This is a genomic window from Microbacterium sp. SLBN-146 (genome assembly GCF_006715145.1).
Classification (GTDB): Bacteria; Actinomycetota; Actinomycetes; order Actinomycetales; family Microbacteriaceae; genus Microbacterium.
Window position 1 is genome coordinate 1,205,487 of the sequence record NZ_VFMR01000001.1, and the last position, 26,161, is coordinate 1,231,647.

The window sequence follows — 26,161 nt, forward strand, 5'->3', positions numbered from 1 at the left end:
ATGACATCCACCTCCCTCCCCCAGCCGATGCCGGCTCTCCGGCACCGGGGGATCATCGATCGGAACGGCGCCGATGCCGTGACGATGCTGACCATCTATCTGGTCCTGCTGTTCGCCATCCCGTCGAGCCTCACGATCACGGCACTGGGGTCGCTCGGGCGACCTTCCGTCCTGTGGGGACTCATCATGCTGGCGTGGTGGGCGCTCGTGCGACTTCAGGCGTCGTCTTTCGACGTGCGCGCCATCCGTCAGCCGGTGCGATTCGCGCTCGGCGCGTTCGTCGTCGTGATCCTCGTGAGCTTCGCGGCTGCTCTCCTCCGGGGACAGCCCTCCGATCAGATCGGTCCGGCCGTGACAGGGGTCATCCGCGTCCTCTCCTGGTCGGGGGTTCTTCTCGTGGCGCTCGACGGTGTCCGCACGATGGACGCCCTTGTTCGCATCGTCCGTCGGATCGGGATCGGTGCGGGCCTCCTGGCGATCCTCGGGGTCGCTCAGTTCATCACGGGTCAACCTCTCATCGACTTCTTCGGCTCGCTCCCGGGTGTCTCCGGCGCGGACGCGATCGTCGCGTCACGTGGCGGTGTGGCACGAGTCCCGGGTACCGCCACGCATCCCCTCGAGTTCGCCACGGTTCTCAACGCCGCGCTGCCGCTCGTCATCGCGGCGGCCGTGTCGCACGGCTTCCGGTGGGGCACGCATCGCGGCGGCATGCTGTGGTGGGTGCCCGTGGCGCTGATCGCGGTTTCGTCGTTCATCGGGGTCTCGAGGTCGGCGATCATCGGGTTCGCTGTGGCGGCAGTCACGATGATCCCCGTGCTGCCGCGCAAGTACCGACTCGCCGTGATCCTGGGCGGAGGAGCTCTGCTCGCCGTGGTCGTCGTCGCCGTACCGGGGTTGCTCGCCACGACACTCAATCTCTTCGCGGGAGCGAGCGACGACCCGAGCACGCAGTCGAGAACGGGCGCGCTCGAGCGTGCGCCGGAGTTCATCGCCAACTCGCCGCTCGTCGGCGTCGGGTTCGGCACGTTCCTTCCGCGGTACTACATCTTCGACAACCAGTGGGTGCTCGCGACGATCGAATTGGGCTTCCTCGGGGTGCTCGCACTCGCGGGAATCGTCGGGTCCGCCATCTGGAGCGCTCTTCGGGCGCGTCGCCAGTCCGACCAGCCGGGCGTCGAGCTGCTCGGCTATGCGCTGGGCGCCTCCCTGTTCAACATCACGGTGCTCTTCCTCTTCTTCGACGGATTGTCGTTCCCGATGTCGGCGGGGATGCTGTTCCTGCTCGCGGGACTATGTGGAAGCATCCGCACGATCGGCGCGAACGACAAAGCCCATGCGACGCAGAACCGCTCGCTCGCGGGGAGTGTTCTTCCCGAGGACGCCTGACCTCAGGCGCGCACGCCCCCGAGCCATTCCGGACCCGGGCGTTCGCGCCACCGTCGACGGCTCACGAGGTCGCGCAGCGCTGCTCTGCTCGTCGCTTTGCCGAGCATCGCCCGTGACGCCTCGCGACCCACGGTCGCGAGCCAGAAGGCGGATGCCGCGACGGGGCCGCGGCGCCGGGCGAAAAGGCGGACGCGGTTCATCACGAGCAGTGACCACTGGCGCGGCGACCCTGCAGAGCCGCCCTCGAGGTGGACGGCGACGGCCGCCGGCTGGTACAGGGTGAGGAAGCCGTTGTCGCGTGCCCGCAGGTCGTACTCCGTCTCCTCGGAGTACAGGAAGTACGACTCGTCCCAATCGCCGCACGCCCGCGCGCACGCGCGGCCGATGAGCTGCGTTGACCCCTCGGCCCAATCCGTGGGTCGCGCGGAGTCGTAGAGCGCCGGGTCGGTGACGATCTCACCGAGTGCGGGGACCCGTCCGACGCGCTCCGCCCCCGCGACGGCGTCCGCCCATGCGCGCAGCACCGTCGGCTCACGACGCATGGACCAGATCGTTTCGTTCTTGGCATCGAGAAGGCGCGGAACGACGATGCCGACGGTGTCGGAGAGGCTCGCGTAGAGCGTCGCCATGCACCCCGCCGTGAGTCGCACATCCGCGTTCAGGATGAGGTACGCATCCTGGTCTCCCGCTCCGCGGATCGCCGCGTTGACGCCGGCCGCGTACCCGAGGTTCGCCCCGGTCTCGATGACGATCGCGCTCGGTGCGAGTCGCCGCACGGTTGCCACCGTGTCGTCCGACGAGGCGTTGTCGGCCACCACGAGCGTCCACTCGGTGCCGTCGCCACCCGCGGCGAGCGACGCAACGAGATCCTCGATGAGATCCGCACTGTTGTATGTGACGACGCAGATGCCGATTCGGGGAGCAGTCATCGCGCACCTTCCTTGTGCCAGCATGGGGGGATGCCGCCAACCGACCGCCGACGGACGTGGGTGCTCGTCGCCCTCGGCGCATACGTCCTCGCGGTCGCGCTCGTCGTCCTGACGCCGGTGTCGTACGAGGGCGTCATCCACGCGATCAGTGACCTTGCGCGCGACGGACTGGGCATCGACTGGTTCGGCTCCGGCTGGATCGAGTTCGCCGCGAACATCGCGATGTTCGTGCCGCTGGGATTCCTGCTGACACTCCTCTTCCGCCACCACTGGTACGGCGTCGCGATCGCTCTCGCGCTGTCGGCGCTCGTCGAGATCGCCCAGATCGTGATTCCGTCCCGCCAGCCGAGCGTGCGCGACATCGTGGCGAACGTGCTCGGTGCGGCCATCGGCGCGGTGCTCGCCTGGCTGCTCGTCGTGCGCCGCGAGAAGAAGCGCGCGACGGCCGAGGTCGAGTCCTGAGCGCTCATCCGCGCACCACCGATGGCGACCACGCATGCTCGATGAAGACCTCGGGTTCGCCTTCGCCGTCGGCCGCGAGGGCCCAGACGTCGGTGTCTCCGGCGACCCCGTCTCGCGGCATCCCGTACAGGATCGTGTCGTCGTCGAGCCACGCGATCTGATCGTCGACGCTTCGCTCCTCTCCGAGGAGCATGACCTCGCCCGAGGCGAGATCCATGATGGCGGGCGTCCAGTGGACGCTGGCTCCCGTGCCGGCCGTCGTCGCCTTGAAGGCGATCCGCGTCCCATCCGGTGACAGGGAGGGACACTCGACGCCCTCAGCGACGGCGGTGAGTGTGCGCGTCGCGGTGTCGCCTCGCACGAGATAGTGGATGCCGGACGAGGTGAGTCCCGCTGTCGCGTAGAAGGTGGTGTCGTCGAGGAACGTCACGCCCCAGAAGTTGCGGTCGACGGGTGCCGCCGGCGCCCCGTCGATGATCAAGGTCCATTCCTCGAGGTTGCCGAAGTCCTCGCCGTCGTCGCCACGGATGACGGTCTCGGTCGAGAACCCGATCGTCGCGTACGAATGCCCCGTCACGAAGGCGGTCGTCGCGATGCGCGTTCCGTCTGAGGAGATGCGCGTCCGGCTCGGGATACCGGGGAGGGGCCACTCCTCGATCGCCTGCCCGTCATTCGCGTACAGGGTCGCGTGATAGCTCGGTGCGATGCCTCGCTCGGTCTTCAGACACATGAACTCCGCGGGAGTCGCGTCGACTCGATCGCACACATGCTCCGTCACGGCACGAGCGCCGGCGGGGTCGGAGAGCGGGACGCTCGCGACATGCCCGTAGCCCTGCCCTGATGCCGTGTTGCGGAAGACGACGCGATCGCCCTCGGCCCAATCCGCTGGTACGGCGGTTTCCACGTCGCTGGGGGCGCTCTGCCGAGCTTGGTACTGCTGCCACGCCACGACGCCCCCGGCCGCGACGCCGCCGAGCGCGAGGATCGAGATGATCGCGATGAGCAGCCATTTCGCGCGGTAGGTCACGGAGCACCCCGATCGGCGATGAAGGGTCGCAGAAGGATCGCGACAGCGGGGATGGCGACCAGAAGAACGCCCGCCACGATGAGGACCGAGGCCTCGCGCCCGACGGCGAACCACAGGAACCCGAAGCCGACGGCCGAGAAGAAGCGGGAGATCGCGACAACCGTCTGAGCCGCTCCGATCCCGGTGGCATGCGTCTCGGGCGTCGTGAGCTGCGCTGCGAGAGCAGAGAGCACGCCGTCGGTCGCGGCGTAGAAAGCCCCCAGGAACACGAGGCACAGGATCGTCGCGGCGATGTCCGCGATCGGCAGCGCCGCGACAACGTACGCGGCGAGGAGCCCGACGTGCCCCCAGACGAAGACGCGTGCGCGACCGATGCGGTCGGCGAGGCGTCCGAGCGGGATGGCGAGCGCGAGGAACGCGACGTTCGTTCCGACGTAGAGGAGCGGGAACCACTGCGCGGCGAAGTCACTGCGGGCTTGCAGCACGAGATAGACGAAGCCATCGCCGATCGTGAGGAGTCCGAGGATCCCGGCGGCCGCGAGGACGCGCCGCATCGGCCCCTTCGTGACGACTCCCCAATCGAAGCGGCGTTTCGGCGCGGCGTCCGTCTCGTCCTTCTTCGCCTGTGCGCGCGCCCGCACATTGGGGACGACGAAGGCGAGGATCGCCACCCCGATCGTGGCGAAGGCGAGCGACATCGCGAAGACCGTCTGGTACCCGTCGGGAATCGCGAGCAGGATGAGGAAGGCGAACAGGGGACCGATCGCGGCGCCGATGTTGTCGAGCGTCCGATGGACCCCGAAGGATGTTCCGAGGTTGTCCGGGCGCGACGCCAGGGTGATGAGTGAATCTCGCGGTGCCGTCCGGATCCCCTTGCCGATGCGGTCCGCCGTGATGACGGCGATGAGCGCACCGAACCCGGTCCAGAACAGCAGCCCGACGCGCGCGATCGCCGCGAGTCCGTACCCGACGAAGGCGACCCACTTCGGCTGATCCACGCGGTCCGACGTGTATCCGGCACCGATGCGGACGAGCGCGCTGACACCCTGGTAGATGCCGTCGAGGAATCCGAAAGCGATCGTCGACAGTCCGAGGAACCCGGTGATGTAGAGGGGCAGGATCGCCGACACGGATTCCGACGAGATGTCGGTGAGCATCGAGACGACGCCGAGCGTGATGACGGTCGAGGACACCGTCCGGATGCCGCGTGGAGCGCGTCGACCGTCGGTTCGTGCGCCGACGACTCCGTCGCCGGCACCGTCGCCGTCGTCCTCTGGCTTCGGCTTGTTCGAGAAGGAGATGTACACGAATTCACTCCGTCCGGAGCACGCCGTGGACCATGTAGACGGTGCCCGTACCCGATGCCGGGGTGAAAGCGAGCGAGACGGCGGTGAACGCGTTCGCCGAGGACACGATGGCATCGTCGCCGGCGGGCGAGTCGATCAAGCCGAGGCGGCCCCACAGGTCGCGGAAGTGTGCTTCGACATCGTCCTGTGCCGCATCCGTCCGCGCGACGAGGTCGACCTGCATCGTCGTGCCCTCCGTCGCGATGCTGCTGCTGAGCACTTCGGAGCCGGGGGCGGGGGCCATCACGTCGGCCGGGAAGCCGGCGACGAGCTCTCCCTCTGCAGAGGCGGACGCGGGGAGCGGGGCTGTGACCAGCGGCGATGCCGTGGGGATCGGGGGAATCCGATCGGATGTCGCGTCCGGAGCGGGCGACTGCACTTCGCTCCCGTCGGCGGGGCTTGCACCGGGGTTCGGACCCGACGTCGCGGTCGACGTCGGATCCGAAGAGGCCTCCGGGCTCGATCCCGATGACACGAGTAGTGAGATGACGATCGCCACTCCCACGATGATCGCGGCGCCCACCGCCAAGATCGCGATGAGCATTCCTCGCGTCAGGCCCGACCGTCGGGCCGCGTCCGTCGGTGTCACCTCAGGCTCCGTCATGATCCACTTCCCTGTTCCCGCTCCCGCGCCGCGCAGCGGCCGATCAGCGCAGCCTCTTCACGAGGCTCTTCGCGTAGTTGACGGCCGACTCAGCCCGTCCGCCTCCGGCGACGATTCGTGCGATCGAATCCGGCGTATCGGTGGCCGTCACGCTGTAGCGGGCTTGCAGCCACGACGTCCGTCGTGACGGATGGCGGTCGCTCGTGTAGACGTGCGCATAGCCGCGGTCCCGGAGGGCGGCGAGTGTCCGTCTGTCATACCGTCCGAGGGGCAGCGCCGCCGTTGTCACGGCCGCCCCGCTGGCGTCCTCGAGCGCCCGTCGCGCCTCGACGAACTCTCGCGTCTCCTCCGCCGGAGACAGACCCCGCCAGGGAATGTGGCCCCAGCCGTGGTTTCCGATGAGCATGCCGTGACGTCGCAGCGACTCGAGATCGTCCGCAGAGAGGCTCGCGTCATCGTCGAGGCGTCCGGCGAGCGCGAAGAACGTCGCGTCGAGCCCTCGTTCGTCGAGGGCGGGGAGGGCGACATCCGCGTCGGAGCGGTTCCCGTCGTCGAAGCTGATCTCCACGTCGGCATGCGCGGCGATCACGTCGAGAACGTGGCGGAAGACCGACTCGGCCATCCAGTACTTCGCCTCGCCCGGTTCTCGCTCGGTGCGGCATACCCCGATTCCGTGAAAGCAGATGTGGACCGTCATGAGCGCGCCCCCGATTCGCGTGCGTTCGTCGTGCGGGTCGTCTCGTCGCGTCCCCATGCATCGGCGGACGGGCGGGTGCGGCGAGCCAACGCCCCCGCGAGCGCGGTGAGGGCGACGTACGGCACGGCGGCGAAGACGAGCCAGGGGTTCGGGAGCACGACGTCGCGCAGCCACGACCATCGGTCGGAACGTCGGACGGCGACGTTCAGTTCGCCGGCGGTCGCCGCCTCGCGCATCTCGGCGTTGCCGCGGCGCACGCGGACCAGGCGATTGAGCAGTGCGCGGGTGGTCCGAGGTGCTTCGACCGTCACGACGACGTCGGTTGCTTCCGCACGCTCGGCAGGGGTGAACTGCGAATCCAGGAAGAGGTCATCGGCGACCATGGCGGGAAACTGCGCGAAGCGGGCTCGTCCGGACTGCGATACCGCGATCATCCCGCGACCGAACAACCCCGTGCGGAAGACGGGGAGGCGCTCGTTGATCGCCGAGTACGCCTTGACGAGGACGGGGCTCCCGGCTGTCGCCAGTCGGCGACGAGGAACGGCGGCGAGGGCTCCCGACTCGAGAAGGCCGACGAGCGAGGAGACCGATCCTCGGGGGACGCGGATGTCGGCATCGAGGTAGATCCGCGGGAAGGTCGTGGCGACGGCGTCCGCCGCATTGAGCGCTGCGGCCTTCCCCGGCTCCGCGCGGTCGATCGTCGTGACCCCGCGCTGCTGGGCTACCTCGACCGTCCGGTCACGGCACGCGTTGGCGCTCACGATGATGTTCTCGGCCGCGACGCCCTCGGAGAGGAGCGCGTCGAGACACGCGCCGATGACGCTCTCCTCGTTGTACGCGGCGATGACGACGCTGACATCGACGATGTCCGGCCGAGACGAGGTCGTCATGAATGCTGCTCCGGCTCGGAACTGCGCGTGAGGAGGTAGGCATCGAGCGCGGCCTCGTCAGCGAGGTCGACGTAGCGACGGCCCTGCGCGTCGGTCGCGGAGGGTGTCGCGTCGTCGAGAACGGCCGGACCCGGACGGTGGAACCCCGTCACCGCGTCGAAGACGCCCACGTAGGCCTCGGCCTGCGGCCTCCAGTCGAGCACGTCGCTCACCCGCGCCCGACCGGCTTTGGCAAGTGCAAGACGTTCGGCCGGGTCATCGATGAGGCGTTCGACGAGGTCCGCGAATGCGCCGACGTCTCCTGACGGGGCGTAGACGACCGTGTCGGCGCCGGAGACTCGTGTCTCGGCAAGGTCGAAGGACACGGCGGGGAGTGCATACGACATGTACTCCATCGTCTTGTTCATCGTCGAGACGTCGTTCAGCGGGGTTTTGAGGTCGGGGCACAACCCGATGTCGGCGCTGCTCAAGTGCTCAGCGAGGGCGACCCGATCGACGCGGCCCGTGAAGCGGACGTGTCCGTTCAGGCCGAGTTCCGTGGTCTGCTTCTTGAGGTCTTCGAGGCAGTCGCCGAACCCGAGAAGGACCGCCTTGACGTTGGCTCGTCCACGTTTGTGGACGAGTTCGTCCATCACGAGCAGAACTTGGTCGATGCCGTCCTGCGGGCCCATGATGCCGACGTACGCGAGGCGGATCTCGTCGGCGGGCCGCGGGTGCGCCGGATAGATCGGGCGCATCTTGCGTGTGTCGGGGCCGCTGCGCACGACGGTGACATCGTCGGGGTTCCGGCCGCCGCGCGTCACGGCCTTCGCCTTGTACGACTCATTGGTCGAGATGATGTGGTCGGCGGCACGGAACGAGCGGCGCTCGAGCCACAGCAGGGCGCGGTACTCGAGCTTGCGCAGGAGTCCGGTGGGCTCCCCGAACCGCGAGCGGAACAGCTCGGGATTGAGATCGTGGTGGTCGAAGACGAACGAGACGCGCCGAGCGCGCCACAGCAGCGCGAGCAGCCAGTAGGTGTCCGGCGGATTGCACGCCTGCAGGACGTTGAAGCGTCCCGAACGACGCTGGACACGAAGGGTGAGGAGGGCTGTGCGGATCCAGCTGTAGGCGAACTCCCACGCGAAGCCGATGAGACCTCGTGCTTCCGGAGCCGGGGCGTACGTGTAGATGTCGACGCCGTCGATGCGGTGGAAGGAGGGGTCGCCCGGCCCCTTCGGACAGATCACGCTGACCCGGTAGCCGCGGGCGATGAGAGCCTGGCACTCCAGCCATACGCGACGATCGAGCGGGACCGGCAGATTCTGCACGATGATCAGGACGTGCGGCGACGTCGGCCGTGCGGCGCGTGCGTGCTTCTTCCCCATGATTCTCCTGCCCCCCGCAGGCTTACCGTGATCGAGACGGCTCAGGCGATGTCTGATACTTCCCCGCGACACCCGGGAGAGATGCACTCTTCCGGCAACCCGGCAGCGTACGTCTCCGTGCGCGTTGCGTCGCTGGGGTACACGTTAGCGTGACGCCCTCGAATGGAACGACCGCGTGGCGGAGCCTTGGGAACCCCGCCACGCGGCCGCGTCTGTAGAGGTCAGTAGGCGCCGGCCCCGCTGGGCGCCACCATGACCTTCGCTGTGCGCCACATGATCATGAGATCGCTCATGATCGACCAGTTCTCGACGTAGCGGAGGTCGAGCCGGACGCTCTCCTCCCACGAGAGGTCGCTGCGGCCCGAAACCTGCCAGAGGCCCGTGATGCCGGGCTTGATGAAGAGGCGGCGGTACACCTTGCCGTCGTACTCGCGCACTTCGCGGGGGAGCGGTGGCCGCGGGCCTACGACGCTCATGTCGCCGCGCAGCACGTTCCAGAACTGCGGCAGCTCGTCGATCGAGTACTTGCGCAGGATCGCTCCGATGCGCGTGACGCGCGGGTCCTTCTTCATCTTGAACAGGACGCCGTTGCCCTCGTTCTGCGCCTGGAGCTTCGCGAGCTGCTCCTCGGCGTCGATGCGCATCGTGCGGAACTTGAGGATGCCGAATTCCTGACCGTCGCGCCCGATGCGGGTCTGGCGGAAGAAGACCGGGCCCCGGTCGTCGAGCTTGATGAGGAGTCCGATGATCGGCATGACGACGAGAGCGATCGGGATCATCACCAGGCCCGCGAAGACGATGTCGACGGCGCGCTTGAGGGCGTGCTGGCCACCCTCGAACTCGGGGATCTGCACCTTGATGAGCGGAAGGCCGTCGAGCGGCTGCAGCGAGATGCGGGGCCCGGCGACGTCGGCGATGCGGCTCGAGATGACGAGTTCGGATGCCGTGCCCTCGAGCTCCCAGCTGAGGCGCTTGATGAACTCGGGGTCGTCGTCGGGGCGGTTCGCCACGATGATCGAGTCGGCCCCGAGCGCGCGGGCGTGGACGGCGACGGAGCTCATGGGTCCGAGCACGTCGTAGGCGATGCCGTTCGCGACGATCCGTTCGCGCGAGCCGTCCGAGGGTGCCGTGCCGACGATCGTGTAGTCGAGGGATCCGCTTTCGCTCAGGGTCCGCAGCACGTACTCGATGTCGTCGCGGGTGCCCGTCACGATCGCGCGCTTCGAGTAGAGGCCGTACGCACGCTGGCGGTGGAGCCACTTGCGCCACGACCAGCGGCCGGCGAGAAGCGCGACAGTGCCGACGGGCAGCGCGATCAGGAGGTCGAAGCGCAGTTGCTGCCACTGGAAGACCAGGAACAGCACCGCGAGGAATCCGAACGTGTACGCCGAGGCGTGCGCGACCCGCTTGTATTCGCTCGTGCCCGAGCCGAGGACCTCAGAGTCGCGGGTGCGGCCCAGCGACAGCATCAGCAGCCACGTCGAGGCCGTGACGCCCGCGACCATCCAGGCCCCGGCTGAGACGTTGGTCACGAGCATCATGACGCCCACGACGGATGCCACGACGGCGGCAACGAGAACGGCATCCGTGATGCGCAGACGACGCGCGAAGCGGCGCTCCCACTGCCTGCGGCGCTCGAGCGCCGGCTCGACCCGAGGGACGAGCGTCAGGACGGGCTTCGTGTCGACCGCCCGAGGTGCCGAGATCGGCGCCGAAGAGATCGGCGCGTCGAAGTCGATGAGCGTGCCCGCGCTCAGGTTGATCGCGCTCACGATGCATCGCCGCCAAAGCGCGCATCGCTACGCAGGGCATCCCCAAATGCCATTGCCAAAATGTCCCCAGTGTTGTGCTGCGCACGTCTTCCCGGACGTGGCGCAATCCCCAGTGCGCAATCGTGAAGCCCCAGCTCCACTCGGCACCGCATCCCACTGCAGCGCCACGCGCATTCGTCATGCTACATCTCCGCCGCCCTGGCGGAAAGAGAAACTTCCTCCGGTTTCCGTGAAGTTCGGCTCAGGTTCTTCTGAGGCCGAGAAGGTGCCGCGTCTGGCGTGCGATTCATCAGAATCGCCACTCCACTCCGGCTCGCCGCGCGGACCGCACAGCGCCGTGGACCGAGTACCCGGCATCGAGCCGATGCGCGAGGTCCTCGTACTGGTCGGCCACGTCGTCCCACCGGAACGCTGACGCCGCCCGCTCGCGCACCTCGTCCGACATCCGGCGAACACTCTCGCCGTTCTGCTCGACCGACTCGATGCAGCGCGCGAGCTCTCGCGTGTTCCCGAACAGCCACGCGTGGCCGTCGAGGACCTCGCGGTTGAACTCGACGTCGTACGCGATCACGGCCGTCCGCGCCCCCATCGCCCGCAGGAGCGACGGGTTGGTTCCTCCGACGGAGTGCCCGTGGATATACGTGTGCGCGTGTGCGTAGAGGGCGTCGAGCGCCGCCTGGTCGTCGACCCTGCCCAGCATCACGATGCGATCGTCGGCGGATGCCACGGCGTGCACCGCCTGTGTGTATTCGGCGCTGTACGGCGCTGCGCCCACCACGACGAGCTTCCGGCGAGAGCCGCTCTCGTGGAATCCCTGCACGATCTCGAGCACATGGTTCTCGGGCTCGAAACGCGCGACGACGAGATGGTAGCCGCCGGGCTCGAGGTCCCACGCGCGGATCGGGTCGTGCGGGACATCGTCGATCAGGGGCGCCCCGTACCGGATGAGCTCCGTCGGAGCGTCGAACTGGTGAAGGTAGTAGTCCGCGATCCCCGGTGCGTCCGCGATCAGGGCGTCAGCCGTGCGGACACCCTGCTGTTCGGCCCAGCGATAGTAGGCGCGGCCGCGTGGTCCCCACTTCGACCGCCGCCACTCGAGCCCGTCCATGTGAAGGGCGACGGGGATGCCGCGCCACCGCAGCAGCGGCAGGAAGGGGGAGTTGGCGGCGTTGAAGACGAAGGCGACGTCGGGTCGGTCCCGGCCGACGGCGTGAAGAGCCGACACGGCGGTGTGCGAGAGCGTCTCGAGTTGCTTCTGCGGCACCGCCGGCAGGTGGACGATCCGCATTCCGAGGTACTCGCTCCTGCGGTCTTCGGCGCCCCTCGTATAGACGACGACGTCGTGGCCGCGCTCGGCGAGACGCTTTCCCACCTCCTCGACGGCGGTTTCGAATCCTCCGTACGCGGCGGGCACGCCGCGCGTGCCGATCATCGCGATCGACAGCGTTCGGGTGCCCCTCCCACGGGGGCGCTGGCGCGTCGGAGACGCGCGGGTGTCATCGATCACCACGTCGCACTGCTCTCTTCGGGGGTCGGTTCCCCCGCTCGGTCTCTCGCCGGGGTTCGGGGCCCCGTCCGAGGTTGCGGAAGCGTCGGGTCTTCCGCGTGATCTCGTCGGGCTTTCGGGGGCCCGGCTGAGTCTGCGGAAGCTTCGGGTCTCCCGCTCGATCTGTGCCCAGCCTATATTTGTGGGCACGGATCAGTGCAAGGGGTTGTGAATCAGTTTGATGAAATGCGTGTTACAGAACGCGCAGGCGGGGCCGCCGTCATCCGATCAGATTGATGAGCGCGGGCAGGCCCATTCCGTAATTGATTCGTACGGTCGGTAGTGCGAGCTTGTCAGTGCCGATCGTGACGTAGCCCGGCTCGATCGTGCGCGCCATCTCCCAGCCCGCTTGGCGCAGGCCCTCCTTGGCCGTGTCGTTGTAGTGGCCGTACGGGTAGGCCATGACCTCCTTGACGCCCAGGACTCCCGCCGACGTCTCCATGTCGGCGACGATCTCGGGAACGCTCCAGTTGACGATGCGGCCGTCGCCGTTGGCCCCGGCCTGATGCATGTCGTGCGTGTGCGAGCGCCGCAGGACGTAGGGCGACGGGGCCGGATCCTGGCGGTAGGCGGTGATCATGAAGGAGGTGGAGAGCACCTTGTACTTGTCGACGACGGGGACCGCGAGGTCGAACCACGTCTGGTCCGCGTCGTCGTCGGTCACGATGACGGAGTGGGTGGGGAGGAAGAGACGCCCGTCGATGAAGGCACTCAGCTCATCCCACGTCGGCAGGTAGAACCCCGTCGTCGCGATGTGGTTCATGTGCGCGTCGAAGTCGCCGATGTACGCATAGTTGCCGCGGAGCCACCCGGCCTCGCCCTCGGGCTTCGCCGTGAACTGGTGGTACATGAGGATCGGGATCCGCGCGTTCTCCGCCGCGTTCTCTTCCGGCGTCTTCCACGCACCGTGGAGCGTGATCTGCTGATCGGTGCAGGCGACCATGTCGGCGCCGTTCACCCGGCCGGCAATGGCGGACCCCGCGGCATCCTCCGGGGTCGTGTACCAGCCGGCGAAGACCCGGCCGTCGCTCGCCGGGATCGGAAGTCCCGCGTAGAGCGTCCCCTGCGTCTGCAGCTGGGGCGCATCCGTCACACCCTCGCCCGCGAACGTCACGACGCATGCGGCGGGATCGTCGGTCGACGCGAGCAACTGCTCCTGCGGGGTCAGCGGCGTCGGTGTGGGCGATGGTGTCGCCGGGGCCGGTGTCGCGGTCTCTCCGACCGCCACGGATGCCGTCGTCGGTACGCTCGCCCGCGACATGGCGAAGGCGGCAGCGGCACCGCCGACGAGCACGGTTGCAGACACGATGATGGCGATGACGGCGCTGCGGCGGCGACGACGTGAGGTCGCGCGGGCGGCGCGTCTGCCGGAGCGAGACGTCGACACGGCCATATTCAACCAGTACCGGCGGGTGGCGCGCGGCAGGGCGCGTCATGCCGCCATGACGAGGACCGCGCAAAGAGTGGCCGCGGCCGGCCGGTGGGTACCGGCCGGCCGCGGCTTGTTGTCGAACTGTTGTCAGTCGACGGGGAACAGCGACACCGTCAGGGCGCCGGAGTAGGTGCCCGGGTCGGTGTTGACGGGCAGGTGCAGGAAGAGGCCCGCACCCAGCGTCGCCGAACCCATACGACCGTCGGCGGTCGCGTGAGCGAGGCGCGACGTCCGGGCAAGGCCCTGGCCTCCGTCGAGCTCGACGACCGACTCAGGACCGGCGGCAAGGCCCGCACGCGGGGTCTTGACGACGGGCGACCAACCGAGGTTGGCGGCCTCGACCGATCCGCCGACGGAGGTGAGGTCCGTCGAGCGGCCCGCGACTGCCCAGCCGCCGTCGCCGGCCTGGCGGGCGTTGCGCGAGTCGGTGACCGTGAGGTCGGGCAGTTCACCTTCGAACACGAACCGGTCTCCCGCGTTCTCGGCCTGCGACAGCGAGACGCCGTCACCGAAGTCGGCGACCGTGAGGGCCAGCGACCCGTCCGCAGCCTGCGGGACGGTTGCCTCGACCGGGATGGACCCGCCCGAGAGCTTGCCGGCGAGGGCGATGAGCGCGTTGGACGCGTCGGTGCCTTCGCCTGCTGCTTCGGCGGCCTTCGCGAGGGCGGCGAGGGTGGCCGGCTCGTTGAGCGGGTCGGCGGACAGCTCCTCTGCGAGGGCGATCTGCAGACGCGTCTCGGCGAGCGCGTCACCGGTCAGCGTGCCGGCACGCTCGGCCTGGTCCACGAGAGCCTTCGCCAGAGCGAAGCTCGGCTCGTGCTCGAAGTGGGCCTGACCCTGAACGTTCGTCTGCGTCGAGGAGACCTCGGCGGCAGCGGCAAGCTCGTTCTCGGTCAGGAAGGCGCTCGGCGTGAGCTTGAACGAGTCGAACCCGCGCGTCAGCTCCGAACCGTAGATGTTGCCGTTGTACCAGTACGTCGACCAGAAGCCGCCGCTCGCGTTGGCCGTGGCGCTGATCGGGCCGCGGTCGAAGAAGGCGATCTCCTTCGGGTTGGCGCTGTCGGTGAAGTCGAACACCGACATGCCGCCCTGATACCAGGCCTGGACCATGATGTCGCGACCCGGAACCGGCACGAGCGAACCGTTGTGAGCGACACAGTTCTCACGGTTCGTCTGGACGTTCGGGATCTTGTAGTAGCTCGCGAACTTCAGCTTGCCGTCGACGATGTCGAAGATGCCGTTGGCTCCCCAGTTCGACTGGTGGATCGGCTGGCAGTACGCACCGCCGCCGCCGCCCCACTCGTCGGTGAAGATGACCTTGGTGCCGTCGTTGTTGAACGTCGCCGAGTGCCAGTACGAGAAGTTCGGGTCGGCGACCGCGTCGATCCGCTTCGGGTTGGCCGGGTCGCTGATGTCGATCAGGATGCCGTTGCCCTGGCAGGCGCCGGCGGCGAGACCGATCTCGGGGTACACCGTGATGTCGTGGCACGCGTTGGTGTTCGGGCTCGGCGAGTAGTTCGCCCCCGACGGGTGACGCGGGCTCTCGGCGGTCGGGCCGTTCTGGAGACCGTCGACGCGACCCGTCGTGGCATCCGCGAACAGACGCGACTCCGTCACGACCGCAGCCGCTGCCGGGTTCGCGACGGGAACCTTGATGACCTCGATGCGCCAGCGCGAGGGGTTCGCTGCCTCGGCGGTCTCGTTGCTGCATCCGGCGAGCTGCTCGGCCGAGCGGACGCCCGCCGTGCCCGAGACGTAGATGTAGATGTTCTCGGTGTCATCCGGGTCCTGCAGCACCGTGTGCGTGTGCGAGCCACGGCAGGTCTGCACGGCGGCGACCTGGACGGGGTTCGTCACGTTGCTGATGTCGAAGACGCGGACGCCGCGGAAGACGGGCGCCGATGAGCCGGGCACGCAGTCCAAGCGAGCGGCTGTCGACTCGACCGACATGAAGAGGAGGTTGCCGACGACGGAGACGTCGTTCTGGCTACCCGGACAGTTCAGGATGCTGACCAGCTCGGGGGCGCTCGGGTTCGAGACGTCGTAGAACTGGATGCCGTTGTAGTTGCCCACGATGGCCATGTCGTCCTTGAACGCGATGTCCGAGTTCGTGCTGAGGCCCGCGGTCTTCTGCAGCGTGGCGAGGTGCTCGACACCGCTGGCTGCGACTCCGGCGTCGTAGAGACCAGCGGACAGGCCCTCGCGTGGATCGGTGGGCATCGGGTCGGCGACGGCGGTTGTCGCCGACATCATCGAGATCCCGAGGAAGACGGCGCCTGCGGCTGCAAGCGTGCGCGTCCTCCACCGCGATCTCGGGGTGGTGAGTGTACTCATAGGGTTGTGCCCTTCTCGTTACGTCATCATCGATGTGTCAGGTTGTTTCTATGGGCGAAGCGCAGAATGGTTGAGGGTTGATCGACCGATTCCACACATCGCATACTTCACGGATATTGAGTTGTATGTAGTGGAATCTATAGGTTTGCTGAGAACCAGCGCTACAGGGGCGTTAAATCTACGTTTCCGAGCACACTTAATCGGTGGTTTCGCGCATGATGGACCGCGGGAGACCCACCCGAGAGGCACCACCATGGCGAAACCTGCCCGGCACGTCCGGCTTTTGATCGCGAGCGTCGCAGCGGCGATGGCCCTGGGGCTGACGGCGTGCACGAGCGAGCCCGAAGCATCCGCTCCGCTTCCCACGGTTCCCGTCATCCAGCCCGGCGCCCCCGGAGAGCCCAACCGCACGCTCTCGCCCGAAGAGGCGGCCGCGATGACCGACGCGCCCTATGTAGAGGCAGACGTCGCCTTCATGCGCGACATGCTCCACCACCACTCGCAAGCGCTCGTGATGACGGGATACGTCGAAGAGCGCACCACGAACGAGAAGATCCGGCTTCTCGCCGAGCGCATGGATCTCAGCCAGACCGCCGAGATGGACCTCATGGAGTCGTGGCTGCAGCAACGCGGCGAGCCCGTGCGCGACCCCGACAGCCAGCACGGCGAGCACAATGCTGACATGCCGGGACTGCTGAGCGACGACGAGCTCGCGGCACTCGAGGCCGCGAGCGGTGCCGCGTTCGACAAGCTCTTCCTCACCTCGATGATGAAGCACCACCAGGGTGCGATCACGATGGTCAACGAGCTGTACGCGGCGGGTGGCGGTCAGGACACCGAGCTCGACATCATGGCCGGACACATCCACGCCGATCAGAACATCGAGATCTCCCGCATGCAGGAGATGCTCGCCGCCATGCGCTGACCCCGAACTCCGGTTCGGGGCGCGGGAGGACCCGGTAGCGGGGCCGCCGGCGTGGGGCGCGTGTTGCCGGGATGGGGCGCGTGTTGCCGGCATGGGGCGCGTGTTGCCCTGCCGGGGCGCGGGGCCGCCGGTGTGGGGCGCGTGTTGCGCTGTCGGGGCGTGCTTTGTGCGCCCCGGCAAGACGGAGTGCGCCCCGGATGCCGAGGAGTAGGTCGCCCGGTTTGGGGCGAGTGCTGTCGCGTTGGGCGCGGGGCCGCCAGCTTGGGGCGCGTGTTGCGCTGTCGGGGCGTGTGTCGCCCTGCGGGGGCGTGCTTTGTGCGCCCCGGGGGACGGAGTGCGCCCCGGATGCCGAGACGGCGGTCACCGGCTTTGGGCGAGTGCTGTCGGGCTGAGGCGTCGATTGTCGTTCTGGGGCGGGCACGACGCCCCCTACTCCCCGCTTGGGGCGGGTGCCGTCGTGCCTGGGCGCGGCTTGTGCGCCCCGGCGGGATGGGGTGCGCCCCGGGGACGGAGTGCGCCTCTGCGGGACGAGGAGCCTGGAGTGTCGGCCGCCCGGCTTGGGCCGTGCTGACGTTCTGGGGCGGGCACGACGTCCCCACTCCCCGCTTGGGGCGCGTGGCATCCCGCCGGGGCGCGGAAAGTGCGCCCCGGCGGGATAGAGTGCGCCCCCGGTGTCGGGCGACGCGCCCTACGAGCGGTTGGGCTCCTCGGATGCCACGGGTTCCTCCGCCTGCGCGGGCTCTTCGGATGCCGCGGGCTCCTCCGCCTGCGGGGGTTCCTGGGCAGCGACGGCGTCGCGGGTCGCGGCGGCCTCCTCGGCAGCGACGGCCGCTTCGGCACCGGCGACCGACGCCGCAGAGGCGGCAGTCGTACCGGCATCCGTTGTCGATGCCGCTCCTGCGCCCACGACGCTCGCGGCCGTGGCAGCGGCGACGGCCGCGTCGATCTTCGCCTGCGTGCGGCTCTCGGAACGCTTGCGCGACCACACGATGAAGGTGATGAGCGCGGCGAGGATGACCAGGATGACGAGCTGCGACCACGGGATCGTCCATGCGGTGAACGACGTCGTCGTGGGCGTCAGCTCGGTCGTCACGGGGTCGTCGCTGCCCACGATGGTCGGAGTGGCCGTGACCTCTCCGAAGGTCATGAAGACCGGCCAGACCGTGAAGGTCTCGGTCACGCTCGTGGACTGACGGGGGAGGATCTCGCGGGCCTCGCCGGTGGCGCCGGCGAGCGCGATGTCGAAGAGCGCGGTGACATCCGTTGACGTCGTCGCACCGAGGCGGACATTGCCGTTGTTGGCGAGGTCGTAGGTGACCTCGAGGGTTCCCGGCGCGAAGGGGTTCCAGTTCGGGTGGAACGTCGTGGTGAAGTTCTCCGGGGTGACGTTCGCGACGACCTCGCCGGTGACGCGGAGGTGCGCGCGCACGCCGACGCGCGTCGTGAACTGCACGGGGGAGTCGCCGGCCTGCAGCAGCTCCGCGACGATCCCCGCGGGGTGGTCGCCGGGCGAGGCATCGGCGGGCACGGATATCTGGACGGGGACCGTGAGCGTCCCGCCCGCGGGGATCTCCACCTGGTATCCACCCGACTCCTCGGGGGTGAGGTCGGCGAGCGGCCCGAGCGTAATCCATGACCCGCCGTCGGTGGGGGCCTCTTCCGCCGGGATGAGGTCAAAGTTGCCGTCGTCGGTGACGACGCCGTCGCTCGCGTAGATGCGGAACAGCGCGGGACGTGCGGAGAAGTTGGTGACGACGACCTGGTCGGCCACCGTCGCGCCCGGATCCAAACGGTGACGCAGGGACACGCGACCGTCGGGACCGTCCGCTCCGCCGGGTGCGATCGCCCACGTCGTCGAATCGGTGGGGGCGGGAGTCGGAGTCTCCTCGTCGGCGGGAGCGCCGGCGAAGACGACCGTCGGCGCAGGAACGGCCGGTGTTGCGTACGCGGTGGCCGCGGGGCCGGCGAGGAGCGCGGCAGCGGCGAGGACGGCGAGGGGGGAGAGCGCGCGTCGATGACCCATGAAATTCATCCTGTCAAACAAAAGGGGGCGCGGCCGACCGGTGGGTACCGGCCGGCCGCGCCTTGTTGTCGAACTGTTGTCAGTCGACGGGGAACAGCGACACCGTCAGGGCGCCGGAGTAGGTGCCCGGGTCGGTGTTGACGGGCAGGTGCAGGAAGAGGCCCGCACCCAGCGTCGCCGAACCCATACGGCCGTCGGTGGTCGCATCGGCGAGGCGCGAGGTCAGCGAGAGACCCGTTCCTCCGTCGAGCTCGACGACCGACTCAGGACCGGCGGCAAGGCCCGCGCGCGGGGTCTTGACGACGGGCGACCAACCGAGGTTGGCGGCCGAGACGGCACCTTCGATGGACGTGAGGTCCGTCGAGCGGCCCGCGACTGCCCAGCCGCCGTCGCCGGCCTGGCGGGCGTTGCGCGAGTCGGTGACCGTGAGGTCGGGCAGTTCGCCCTCGAACACGAACCGGTCTCCCGCGTTCTCGGCCTGCGACAGCGAGACGCCGTCACCGAAGTCGGCGACCGTGAGGGCCAGCGATCCGTCCGGAGCCTGGGGCACTGTCGCCTCGACGGGGATCGAACCACCGGACAGCTTGCCGGCGAGGGCGATGAGCGCGTTGGACGCGTCGGTGCCTTCGCCTGCTGCTTCGGCGGCCTTCGCGAGGGCGGCGAGGGTGGCCGGCTCGTTGAGCGGGTCGGCGGACAGCTCCTCTGCGAGGGCGATCTGCAGACGCGTCTCGGCGAGCGCGTCACCGGTCAGCGTGCCGGCACGCTCGGCCTGGTCCACGAGAGCCTTCGCCAGAGCGAAGCTCGGCTCGTGCTCGAAGTGGGCCTGACCCTGAACGTTCGTGTACTCGGCCGTCACTTCCTCGGCGGCTGCGATCTCGTTCGCCGTCAGGAACTCGCTCGGCTGCAGTGCGAGGCTGTCGAAGCCGCGACCGATCTCGTTACCGAAGATCGCGCCGTTGTACCAGTACGTCGACCAGTAGCCCGAGAGGACGAGCGCGGTCGGGCTCATGGGGCCACGGTCGAAGAAGGCGATCTCCTTCGGGTTGGCGCTGTCGGTGAAGTCGAACACCGAGAGACCACCCTGGTACCAGGCCTGGACCATGATGTCGCGACCCGGAACCGGCACGAGCGAACCGTTGTGAGCGACACAGTTCTCCTGAGCCGTCTGCGGCGCGGGCATCTTGTAGTAGCTCTTGAACTGCAGCTTGCCGTCGACGATGTCGAAGATCGCGTTCGCGCCCCAGTTCAGCGGGTCGGTCGCGCGGCAGCGAGCACCGGAACCGCCACCCCACTCGTCGGTGAAGACGACCTTCGTGCCGTCGTTCGAGAACGTGGCCGAGTGCCAGTACGCGAAGCGCGGGTCGGTGACCGCGTCGATGCGCTTGGGGTCGGCGGGGTTGCTGATGTCGATCAGGACACCGTTGCCCTCACACGCACCGGCCGCGAGACCGATCTCGGGGTAGGCGGTGATGTCGTGGCACGCGTCGGTGGCCGACGTCGACTGGAGGCCCTCACCGTGGCTGCCGCCAGGCCAGAGACCCGCGGGGCTGCCGGTCGCGGCATCCGTGAAGAGGCGAGCCTTGTTGACGACCTCGGCAGCTGCCGGGTTGGCGAGCGGAACCTTGATGACCTCGACGAGGAAGCGCGATCCGAGGACCGGGTTGCCGTTCTCGTCGAGCTGCGATGCCACGGTGTTGCCGCTGCGGTCGGTGCAGCCGCCGGGGACGTTCGTCGTCGTGGTACGCACGCCCGAAGTGCCCGAGACGTAGATGTACACGTTGTCGGGGTCGTCAGCGTCCTCGACGACGGTGTGCGTGTGCGAACCGCGGCACGTCTGGACGCCCGTCACCTGCACGGGAGCGAGGATGTTGCTGATGTCGAAGATGCGCACACCGCGGAAGTTCTGCGGGTCGGTGGCAGCAGCGGCCGGCGACGAGGCACAGTCAAGGCGTCCGGGGGAGGACTCGACCGACATGAACAGCAGGTTGCCGTAGACGGAGACGTCGCCCTGTCCACCCGGACACACGAATGTTCCCTTCAGCTCCGGCGCTGCCGAGTTGCTGATGTCGTAGACCTGGAATCCGTTGTAGTTGCCCGAGATGGCGTAGTTGCCCGTGAAGGCGAGGTCGGAGTTGTAGTTGTTGAATGCCTCGGACTTGGGCGTCGTCGACATCAGCTCGATGTTCTTCGCAGCCTGGCCTGCGTCGAAGACGCCGGCCGACAGCCCGACGCGGGGGTCGACGTCGACCGTGTCCGCGCTCGCTGCCATGGAAGTGGCGGAGACCATCGAGACGCCGAGGGCGATGGCCCCTACGGCGGCGAACGCGCGCGTCTTCCAGCGCGCGCGCTCAGGTGATCGGGTGTACATAGAGGTATGCCCTTCTTGGTTCTGATTTCTGTTGCTCATCAGCGATTTGTCAGGATCTAGTGAAGGTTGAAGTGCATTCGGCTGAACTTCGAGAAGCTGGTCGGAGCACTTCGCTTACAACGGAAATATGCAGTTGTATGGTGAGGAATCTATACGTTCCCTGAAAATTTGCTAGTCCCCTGCCTGTAACGCTTATGTTTCGGATGCCGCGAAACGTCTAGGTATCGCGCAAGATGGACCGACCACACCCGAGAGGTTCCACCCATGTCGACAGCGACGAAGCTTGCGGCTCTGGGGGCCGCTGCACTGCTCGCGATCAGCCTCGCCGGCTGCACCGGCGCTCCGGAGCAGCCCGTCCTTCCCACTGCGCCCGTCGTGCAGCTAGGTGGACCGGGCGAGCCCAACCGCACCCTGTCCCCGGAGGAGGCGGCCCAACTGACCGCTCCGCCCTACGTCCAGCAGGACGTGGACTTCATCCGCGACATGCTCCATCACCACTCGCAGGCGATCGTCATGACGGGGTACGTCGATGAGCGCACCGACAACGAGAGCGTCCAGTTGCTCGCCGAGCGCATGTCGATCGGGCAGGAGCAGGAGATGGAGTACATGGAGCGGTGGCTGCAAGAGCGGGGTGAGCCCGTGCGCGACCCCGATCAGGCCCACGGCGAGCACAACATGAGCATGCCGGGTCTGCTCACCGACGCCGAGCTCGCCGACCTCGAGGCCGCGCGCGGCGACGACTTCGACCGGCTGTTCCTCGAGTACATGATCAAGCACCACACGGGAGCCGTGTCGATGGTGACGACGCTCTACGCCGAGGGGGGCGGGAATGAAACGCCCATCGACACGATCGCGCGCGAGATCGAGGCGGATCAGAACATCGAGATCATCCGTATGAACGAGATGCTCGCCGAGATGTCGTGATGTCGTCCCGTGTCGCGTGTCGGCGCGGGCCGCTACGCTGGCGCCCATGACGACACTCGTCCTCACGATCGTCGGGGCAGACCGAGCGGGCCTCGTCGCAGAAGTGGCCGACATCATCGCCCACCATGGCGGCAACTGGGAACGAAGCGAGCTGGCCGAGCTGTCGGGCGCATTCGCGGGGATCGTCGAGGTGTTCGCCCCCGCAGACCGTGCCGACGAGCTGCGATCGGCGCTCGACGTGCTTGAGGGAATTCTGACCGTCGCCGTCCATCATGCGGCCGAGACGGGCCCTGACGACGCGGTACAGCGGGTCGTCCTCGAGGTGATCGGCAACGACCATCCGGGCATCGTCCGAGAGATCACGGGAGTCCTGCGGGAGCACGGGCTGTCGATCGACCGCATGACGACGGAGACGCGTGACGCGGCGATGTCGGGCGGGCGCCTGTTCGAAGCATCCGTCGTGGCGAGGGTCACGGCATCCGTCGATCTCGACGCCGTCTCCACGGAGCTCGAGCGACTCGCGGCGGAGATCCGCGTCGACGTGACTTTCGCCGGCTGACGGTCGGCCGAGACACGCGGTTCGGCCCTATCGCGTGGGTGTCCGACGACCTAGAGTCGAGGTGACCCGACTTCTGGGGCGTCGGATCCGGCTTTTTTGCGCGCGCCGCGGGTCACGGCCCCTGATCGCGAGCGTTCCCCGCCGCCGCGGTCAGGGGCCCGGACGACTGTTTCGGGTGGACAGCGGCGCCGCCCTCATGCGAGCCTGATCCCAGGCCATCGCTCTCAGAGGTAGTGCCGCAGAGATGTCCCCAGCATCGAGTCCGTCCCCAGCGGGCGTCCGGCACCCGGGCATGGCTCAGGTCGTCCCGGTCGAGCAGCGCCAACTGCTCGACCGGGACGCCCGCCAGAATGGCGGGAAGTTCTGCGACCCCCAGGCCCCCAGTCCTCCCCAGCAGGGCCTGTCTCTGCGGATCCGCCAAGATCCCCCAGCGCATCGAACTGGGCCCTGAGAAAAAGCTAGCGTGTCCCCCATCCGGCGGACAACCATTTGAGCGACTCTTGAGCGAGTGCTGAGGTTCCCTTCGAAGCGGGTCGCCGTTGGGGCCATCGAGCCCCACGCGCACTGTGGATAACCGTGAGTCATCCACAGCTTCTCGCCCCCGGTCCTTCGACCCGCATGTCGCTCAATACGCTGACCGGCGGGCGGACCGCGCGGAGTTGACGCGCCGACGCCTGCTCAGCGCAGCGCGTGACGTCGTGCTGCGATCGTGCGGTCGAGGCCAGGGGTGGCAGCCCCCAGCCTCGACCTCGTCCCACGCAAGAGATGAGACCTGAGAGAGGTACCGCATGCCCAGGCATGGAACTGAGGAGAGCCTACTGAGAAGACCCGGCGCGAGGCACGTGAGGCATCGGCGCAGGCGTCGGATGCTCGCGGGCCGCTGGCGCCGAGCCGTGGCGGCAGTCGTCACGGCTGCGGCGTTGTCCGTGAGCGGGATCGCCGGCGTCTCAGCCGCGAACGCGGCCGCGCAAGGGCCCGGGTTCGGCACGTGGCCCTCGAGTTCGATCGGCTGGGAAGGCGGCGTCGTCGCCCCCGACGGCTCCATCGCGTATTGCTTCGAGCCGGGCCATTCGAATCCGACGGGTTCGACGACGGATGGCGGGGTGCAGGGCGCGCTGACCTCCACGACACCCTTCGGATCGAACACCGTGACCGGTGACACCCTCGCCCGGATCAACCGCGTCGTGACCGAGTACGGGCAGTCGTGGGACAACGTGCAGGCTTCCGCGGTGTCCTTCGTGGTCAAGCACCTCGCGAACCCCGAAGCCATGTATCGGTCATCGGGGTGGAACGGCTCGCGCGACCTCAACGGCTTCATCAACTGGAAGCTCGTCAGGACCGTGGGCTCGGCGACGGTTTCCGCGATCCAGTCGCGTGCTCAGGAGATCCTGAGCGCCACCGAGGGAACGACCGCGGGTGCGGCGGGAGCGGGCACGGGTTCGGTCAGCTTCTCGATCGACCCTGCGAACAACTACGACGGCACGGCGACCGTGCGGCTGTCGCCCGCGTCGGCGATCGCGAGCGTCGACCTAGTGAACGGGGTCTTCGTCGACACGGGCACCTCGTCGATGGCGGGTCTCCGTGACGGGCAGAATGTGCGCGTTCGCGGTGTGCCGCCGAGCGACGACGGGTCCGGGTACCGGATCTCGGCCACGGGACGCGCCGACGTGACGTCGGGGTTCGCGGGCAACGTGCGGGTGTGGCGCACATCGGGGCAGCAGGGGGTCGCGGGACCCGGTGAGCGCGCCGGCGGAGGATTCGCCATCGCCGGAGAAGACGCGGCGGATCGCTCGGTCACCTTCCAGCCGGTCGTCACGACGCTCACCGGCCGGATCACTCCCGACGGAAAGCTCGTCGACACCCTGACTTTCGCGACCGCGCCCGACGCGGGAGGACTCGACAACCGCTGGCCCACGAAGAGCGACGGCACGGCATTCGAGGTGGCCTTCGAGGTCACTGCCTACGGACCGTTGGCCGCGGCACCGGCACTGTCGGACGACCCGCCGCCCGGAGCTCCCGAGGTCGCGACGGTCGCGGTGCTGTCGGGGCCTGAGGGTCCTGCCGCGAGTGCCGTGGCAGAGTTCGCGGGTCTCGTCCCTGGCGGTATCTACACCTTCGTTGCGACCTACGACGCTGAGGCGACTCCCGCTCCGACACGCGCTTTCATCGCCGACGACTACGCGTGGCGGCATGGATTCGGCATGGCGGACGAGACGACGGTCGTGCCCATGGACCTCGACCTGTCCTCGCAGATCGGATCGAGCACGGTCCCGTTGAGCGGGCCGTCCACCGACACGGTCATCGTGGAGAACCGCGGCGTGTGGTTGGAGCGCGAGGGTGCGCCCATCGGCGTGACGCTGCGCGGCGACTACCTCTATGTGCCGGCGAAGGAAGATGGATCGGCCCCCGCGCCCTCCGATGTTCTGCCGCCCGGTGCCCGCGTGGTCGCGACCCGATACCTCGAGGTCGACGCCCCGGGCGCCTACGAGATCGACGATCCTCCCATCGCAGTCGCGTCGGGCGCGGGCTACATGACGTGGCGATGGTCGCTTCAGCGCGCCGACCAGCCCGCCGAGACCGCCGACTGGGTGAGGGAAGAGTTCGAGCAGTACGTCGACCCGACTCAGACGCAGGAGATTCTGCAGCCCGAGATCTCGACGAAGGCGCAGGCGGGGACGGTTCCGGATGACACGGCATCGGATACGGCCATCGTCGGCGGCACTCTTCCCGCGAACGGGGCGGTCGTGACGTTCGAAGCCTTCGACGTGCCCACGGAGGCGCCGGAGGATCTCGCGGATGTCTGCGTCGAGGAGAACCTCGTGTTCTCCGACGCCGACACCGGCCAGACGATCACGCAGCCCGGCGAATACCCGGGTCCGGAGATGACGACGTCGACGTACGCGAAGACACTGTGGGTCGAGTCGCTCTGGTCGGTTCCCGTCGACGGTGAGGAACCAGAGCTCATCGCGCGCGGGCAGTGCGGCATCCTCCAGGAGACGACGTTCACCGTCGACGTCACGACGCAGATCCGCACCGCCGGCTCGGCAGCGAAGGTCGAGGTCGGAGACACGATCTGGGATACGTCCGAAACGCGTGGTTGGGTGCCCGAAGGAGGACGCCACGAGTACCACGTCTTTGCCTGGCAAGGCAGCACACCGGTCTGCGACGACACGACGCTCATCGGAACGGTCGAGTCGACGCACGGGACGCTCGAGGGCGGCCTGTACCCCGACGACCAGCCACTCGTCGAGGAGAGTGAGCCGCTCGTGGTGCCCGCCTCGGCGCGGGGCGGGTCGATCGGGTTCATCGAGCACCTCGTCGATGAGAGCGGGCGGACGATCTCCAAGGGAGAGTGCGGCGACGACACCGAGACCGCTCGGGTCGCGGGGCTGCCCCTCGCTGCGACGGGAGGCGGAGACGTGCCCCTCTGGGTGCCCGTGGCCGGTGGCGCGGCGCTGGCCGTCGGTGTCAGCGTCGTGATCGCCGGGGCACTCCGGCGCAGGGCGAGGTCAGACGAGGGATGACGAAGGAGTCGGGGCGGGTGCGTGGCATCCGTCCCGGCTTCTTCCG

19 protein-coding genes are annotated in these 26,161 nt (G+C 68.3%); 6 read left to right on the plus strand and 13 right to left on the minus strand.

Translation table 11 applies throughout. The features are described 5' to 3' along the window. Positions 1-1,386: an O-antigen ligase gene (locus FBY39_RS05195; RefSeq protein ID WP_160132947.1), complete on the plus strand. Its 1,386-nt coding sequence runs from the start codon at positions 1-3 to the stop codon at positions 1,384-1,386. A gap of 2 nt (positions 1,387-1,388) precedes the next feature. Here FBY39_RS05195 and FBY39_RS05200 read toward each other — a convergent pair whose 3' ends face one another. Next, on the minus strand, positions 1,389-2,315 hold the full coding sequence (locus FBY39_RS05200; RefSeq protein ID WP_141930780.1) for a glycosyltransferase family 2 protein: 927 nt from the start codon (positions 2,313-2,315) through the stop codon (positions 1,389-1,391). A 30-nt stretch (positions 2,316-2,345) separates the two neighbouring features. On the opposite strand from FBY39_RS05200, the gene FBY39_RS05205 reads away from it, so the two are divergent. Next, on the plus strand, positions 2,346-2,777 hold the full coding sequence (locus FBY39_RS05205) for a VanZ family protein (protein ID WP_141930781.1): 432 nt from the start codon (positions 2,346-2,348) through the stop codon (positions 2,775-2,777). Between the two features lie 4 nt (positions 2,778-2,781). Here FBY39_RS05205 and FBY39_RS05210 read toward each other — a convergent pair whose 3' ends face one another. The 10 genes from FBY39_RS05210 to FBY39_RS05255 all read right to left on the minus strand — a co-directional run bounded on the left by FBY39_RS05210 (position 2,782) and on the right by FBY39_RS05255 (position 15,792). Then, complete coding sequence (locus FBY39_RS05210) at positions 2,782-3,804, minus strand: hypothetical protein (RefSeq protein ID WP_260837451.1); 1,023 nt, start codon at positions 3,802-3,804, stop codon at positions 2,782-2,784. Beyond that, on the minus strand, positions 3,801-5,111 hold the full coding sequence (locus tag FBY39_RS05215) for an MFS transporter (RefSeq protein WP_260837452.1): 1,311 nt from the start codon (positions 5,109-5,111) through the stop codon (positions 3,801-3,803). The genes FBY39_RS05210 and FBY39_RS05215 overlap by 4 nt, the downstream gene beginning before the upstream one ends. A 4-nt stretch (positions 5,112-5,115) precedes the next feature. Continuing rightward, on the minus strand, positions 5,116-5,754 hold the full coding sequence (locus tag FBY39_RS05220) for a hypothetical protein (RefSeq protein ID WP_141930785.1): 639 nt from the start codon (positions 5,752-5,754) through the stop codon (positions 5,116-5,118). A 43-nt stretch (positions 5,755-5,797) separates the two neighbouring features. Beyond that, the gene (locus tag FBY39_RS05225; protein WP_141930787.1) at positions 5,798-6,451 is read right to left on the minus strand and encodes a polysaccharide deacetylase family protein; all 654 of its coding nucleotides are present in this window, start codon (positions 6,449-6,451) and stop codon (positions 5,798-5,800) included. Further along, positions 6,448-7,341: a glycosyltransferase family 2 protein gene (locus FBY39_RS05230; RefSeq protein ID WP_141930788.1), complete on the minus strand. Its 894-nt coding sequence runs from the start codon at positions 7,339-7,341 to the stop codon at positions 6,448-6,450. The genes FBY39_RS05225 and FBY39_RS05230 overlap by 4 nt, the downstream gene beginning before the upstream one ends. Next, positions 7,338-8,708 (minus strand): glycosyltransferase family 4 protein, encoded by a 1,371-nt coding sequence (locus FBY39_RS05235; RefSeq protein ID WP_141930790.1) that lies wholly within the window; start codon positions 8,706-8,708, stop codon positions 7,338-7,340. The genes FBY39_RS05230 and FBY39_RS05235 overlap by 4 nt, the downstream gene beginning before the upstream one ends. 221 nt (positions 8,709-8,929) lie before the next feature. Continuing rightward, positions 8,930-10,480: a sugar transferase gene (locus tag FBY39_RS05240; protein WP_260837453.1), complete on the minus strand. Its 1,551-nt coding sequence runs from the start codon at positions 10,478-10,480 to the stop codon at positions 8,930-8,932. Positions 10,481-10,769: 289 nt separating this feature from the next. Next, a complete protein-coding gene (locus FBY39_RS05245; RefSeq protein WP_141933915.1) occupies positions 10,770-11,912 on the minus strand; it encodes a glycosyltransferase in 1,143 nt (380 codons plus the stop codon). Between the two features lie 334 nt (positions 11,913-12,246). Further along, complete coding sequence (locus FBY39_RS05250; RefSeq protein ID WP_260837454.1) at positions 12,247-13,413, minus strand: polysaccharide deacetylase family protein; 1,167 nt, start codon at positions 13,411-13,413, stop codon at positions 12,247-12,249. Positions 13,414-13,545: 132 nt separating this feature from the next. After that, positions 13,546-15,792: an LVIVD repeat-containing protein gene (locus tag FBY39_RS05255; RefSeq protein WP_160132949.1), complete on the minus strand. Its 2,247-nt coding sequence runs from the start codon at positions 15,790-15,792 to the stop codon at positions 13,546-13,548. Positions 15,793-16,045: 253 nt separating this feature from the next. On the opposite strand from FBY39_RS05255, the gene FBY39_RS05260 reads away from it, so the two are divergent. Then, positions 16,046-16,717 (plus strand): DUF305 domain-containing protein, encoded by a 672-nt coding sequence (locus FBY39_RS05260; protein WP_141930793.1) that lies wholly within the window; start codon positions 16,046-16,048, stop codon positions 16,715-16,717. 688 nt (positions 16,718-17,405) lie between these two features. Here FBY39_RS05260 and FBY39_RS05265 read toward each other — a convergent pair. Both FBY39_RS05265 and FBY39_RS05270 read right to left on the minus strand, forming a co-directional pair. Further along, positions 17,406-18,740 (minus strand): hypothetical protein, encoded by a 1,335-nt coding sequence (locus tag FBY39_RS05265; RefSeq protein WP_141930795.1) that lies wholly within the window; start codon positions 18,738-18,740, stop codon positions 17,406-17,408. 79 nt (positions 18,741-18,819) lie between these two features. After that, complete coding sequence (locus tag FBY39_RS05270) at positions 18,820-21,108, minus strand: LVIVD repeat-containing protein (protein WP_141930797.1); 2,289 nt, start codon at positions 21,106-21,108, stop codon at positions 18,820-18,822. Between the two features lie 264 nt (positions 21,109-21,372). Between FBY39_RS05270 and FBY39_RS05275 the strand changes: the two genes are divergently transcribed. The 3 genes from FBY39_RS05275 (at position 21,373) to FBY39_RS05285 (ending at position 26,115) form a co-directional block, all read left to right on the plus strand. Further along, positions 21,373-22,032, plus strand: coding sequence for a DUF305 domain-containing protein (locus tag FBY39_RS05275; RefSeq protein ID WP_141930799.1), 660 nt, complete (start codon positions 21,373-21,375; stop codon positions 22,030-22,032). A gap of 46 nt (positions 22,033-22,078) precedes the next feature. After that, on the plus strand, positions 22,079-22,591 hold the full coding sequence (locus tag FBY39_RS05280) for a glycine cleavage system protein R (RefSeq protein WP_141930801.1): 513 nt from the start codon (positions 22,079-22,081) through the stop codon (positions 22,589-22,591). Between the two features lie 866 nt (positions 22,592-23,457). Then, positions 23,458-26,115, plus strand: coding sequence for a hypothetical protein (locus tag FBY39_RS05285; protein ID WP_141930803.1), 2,658 nt, complete (start codon positions 23,458-23,460; stop codon positions 26,113-26,115). Positions 26,116-26,161: the final 46 nt, after the last annotated feature.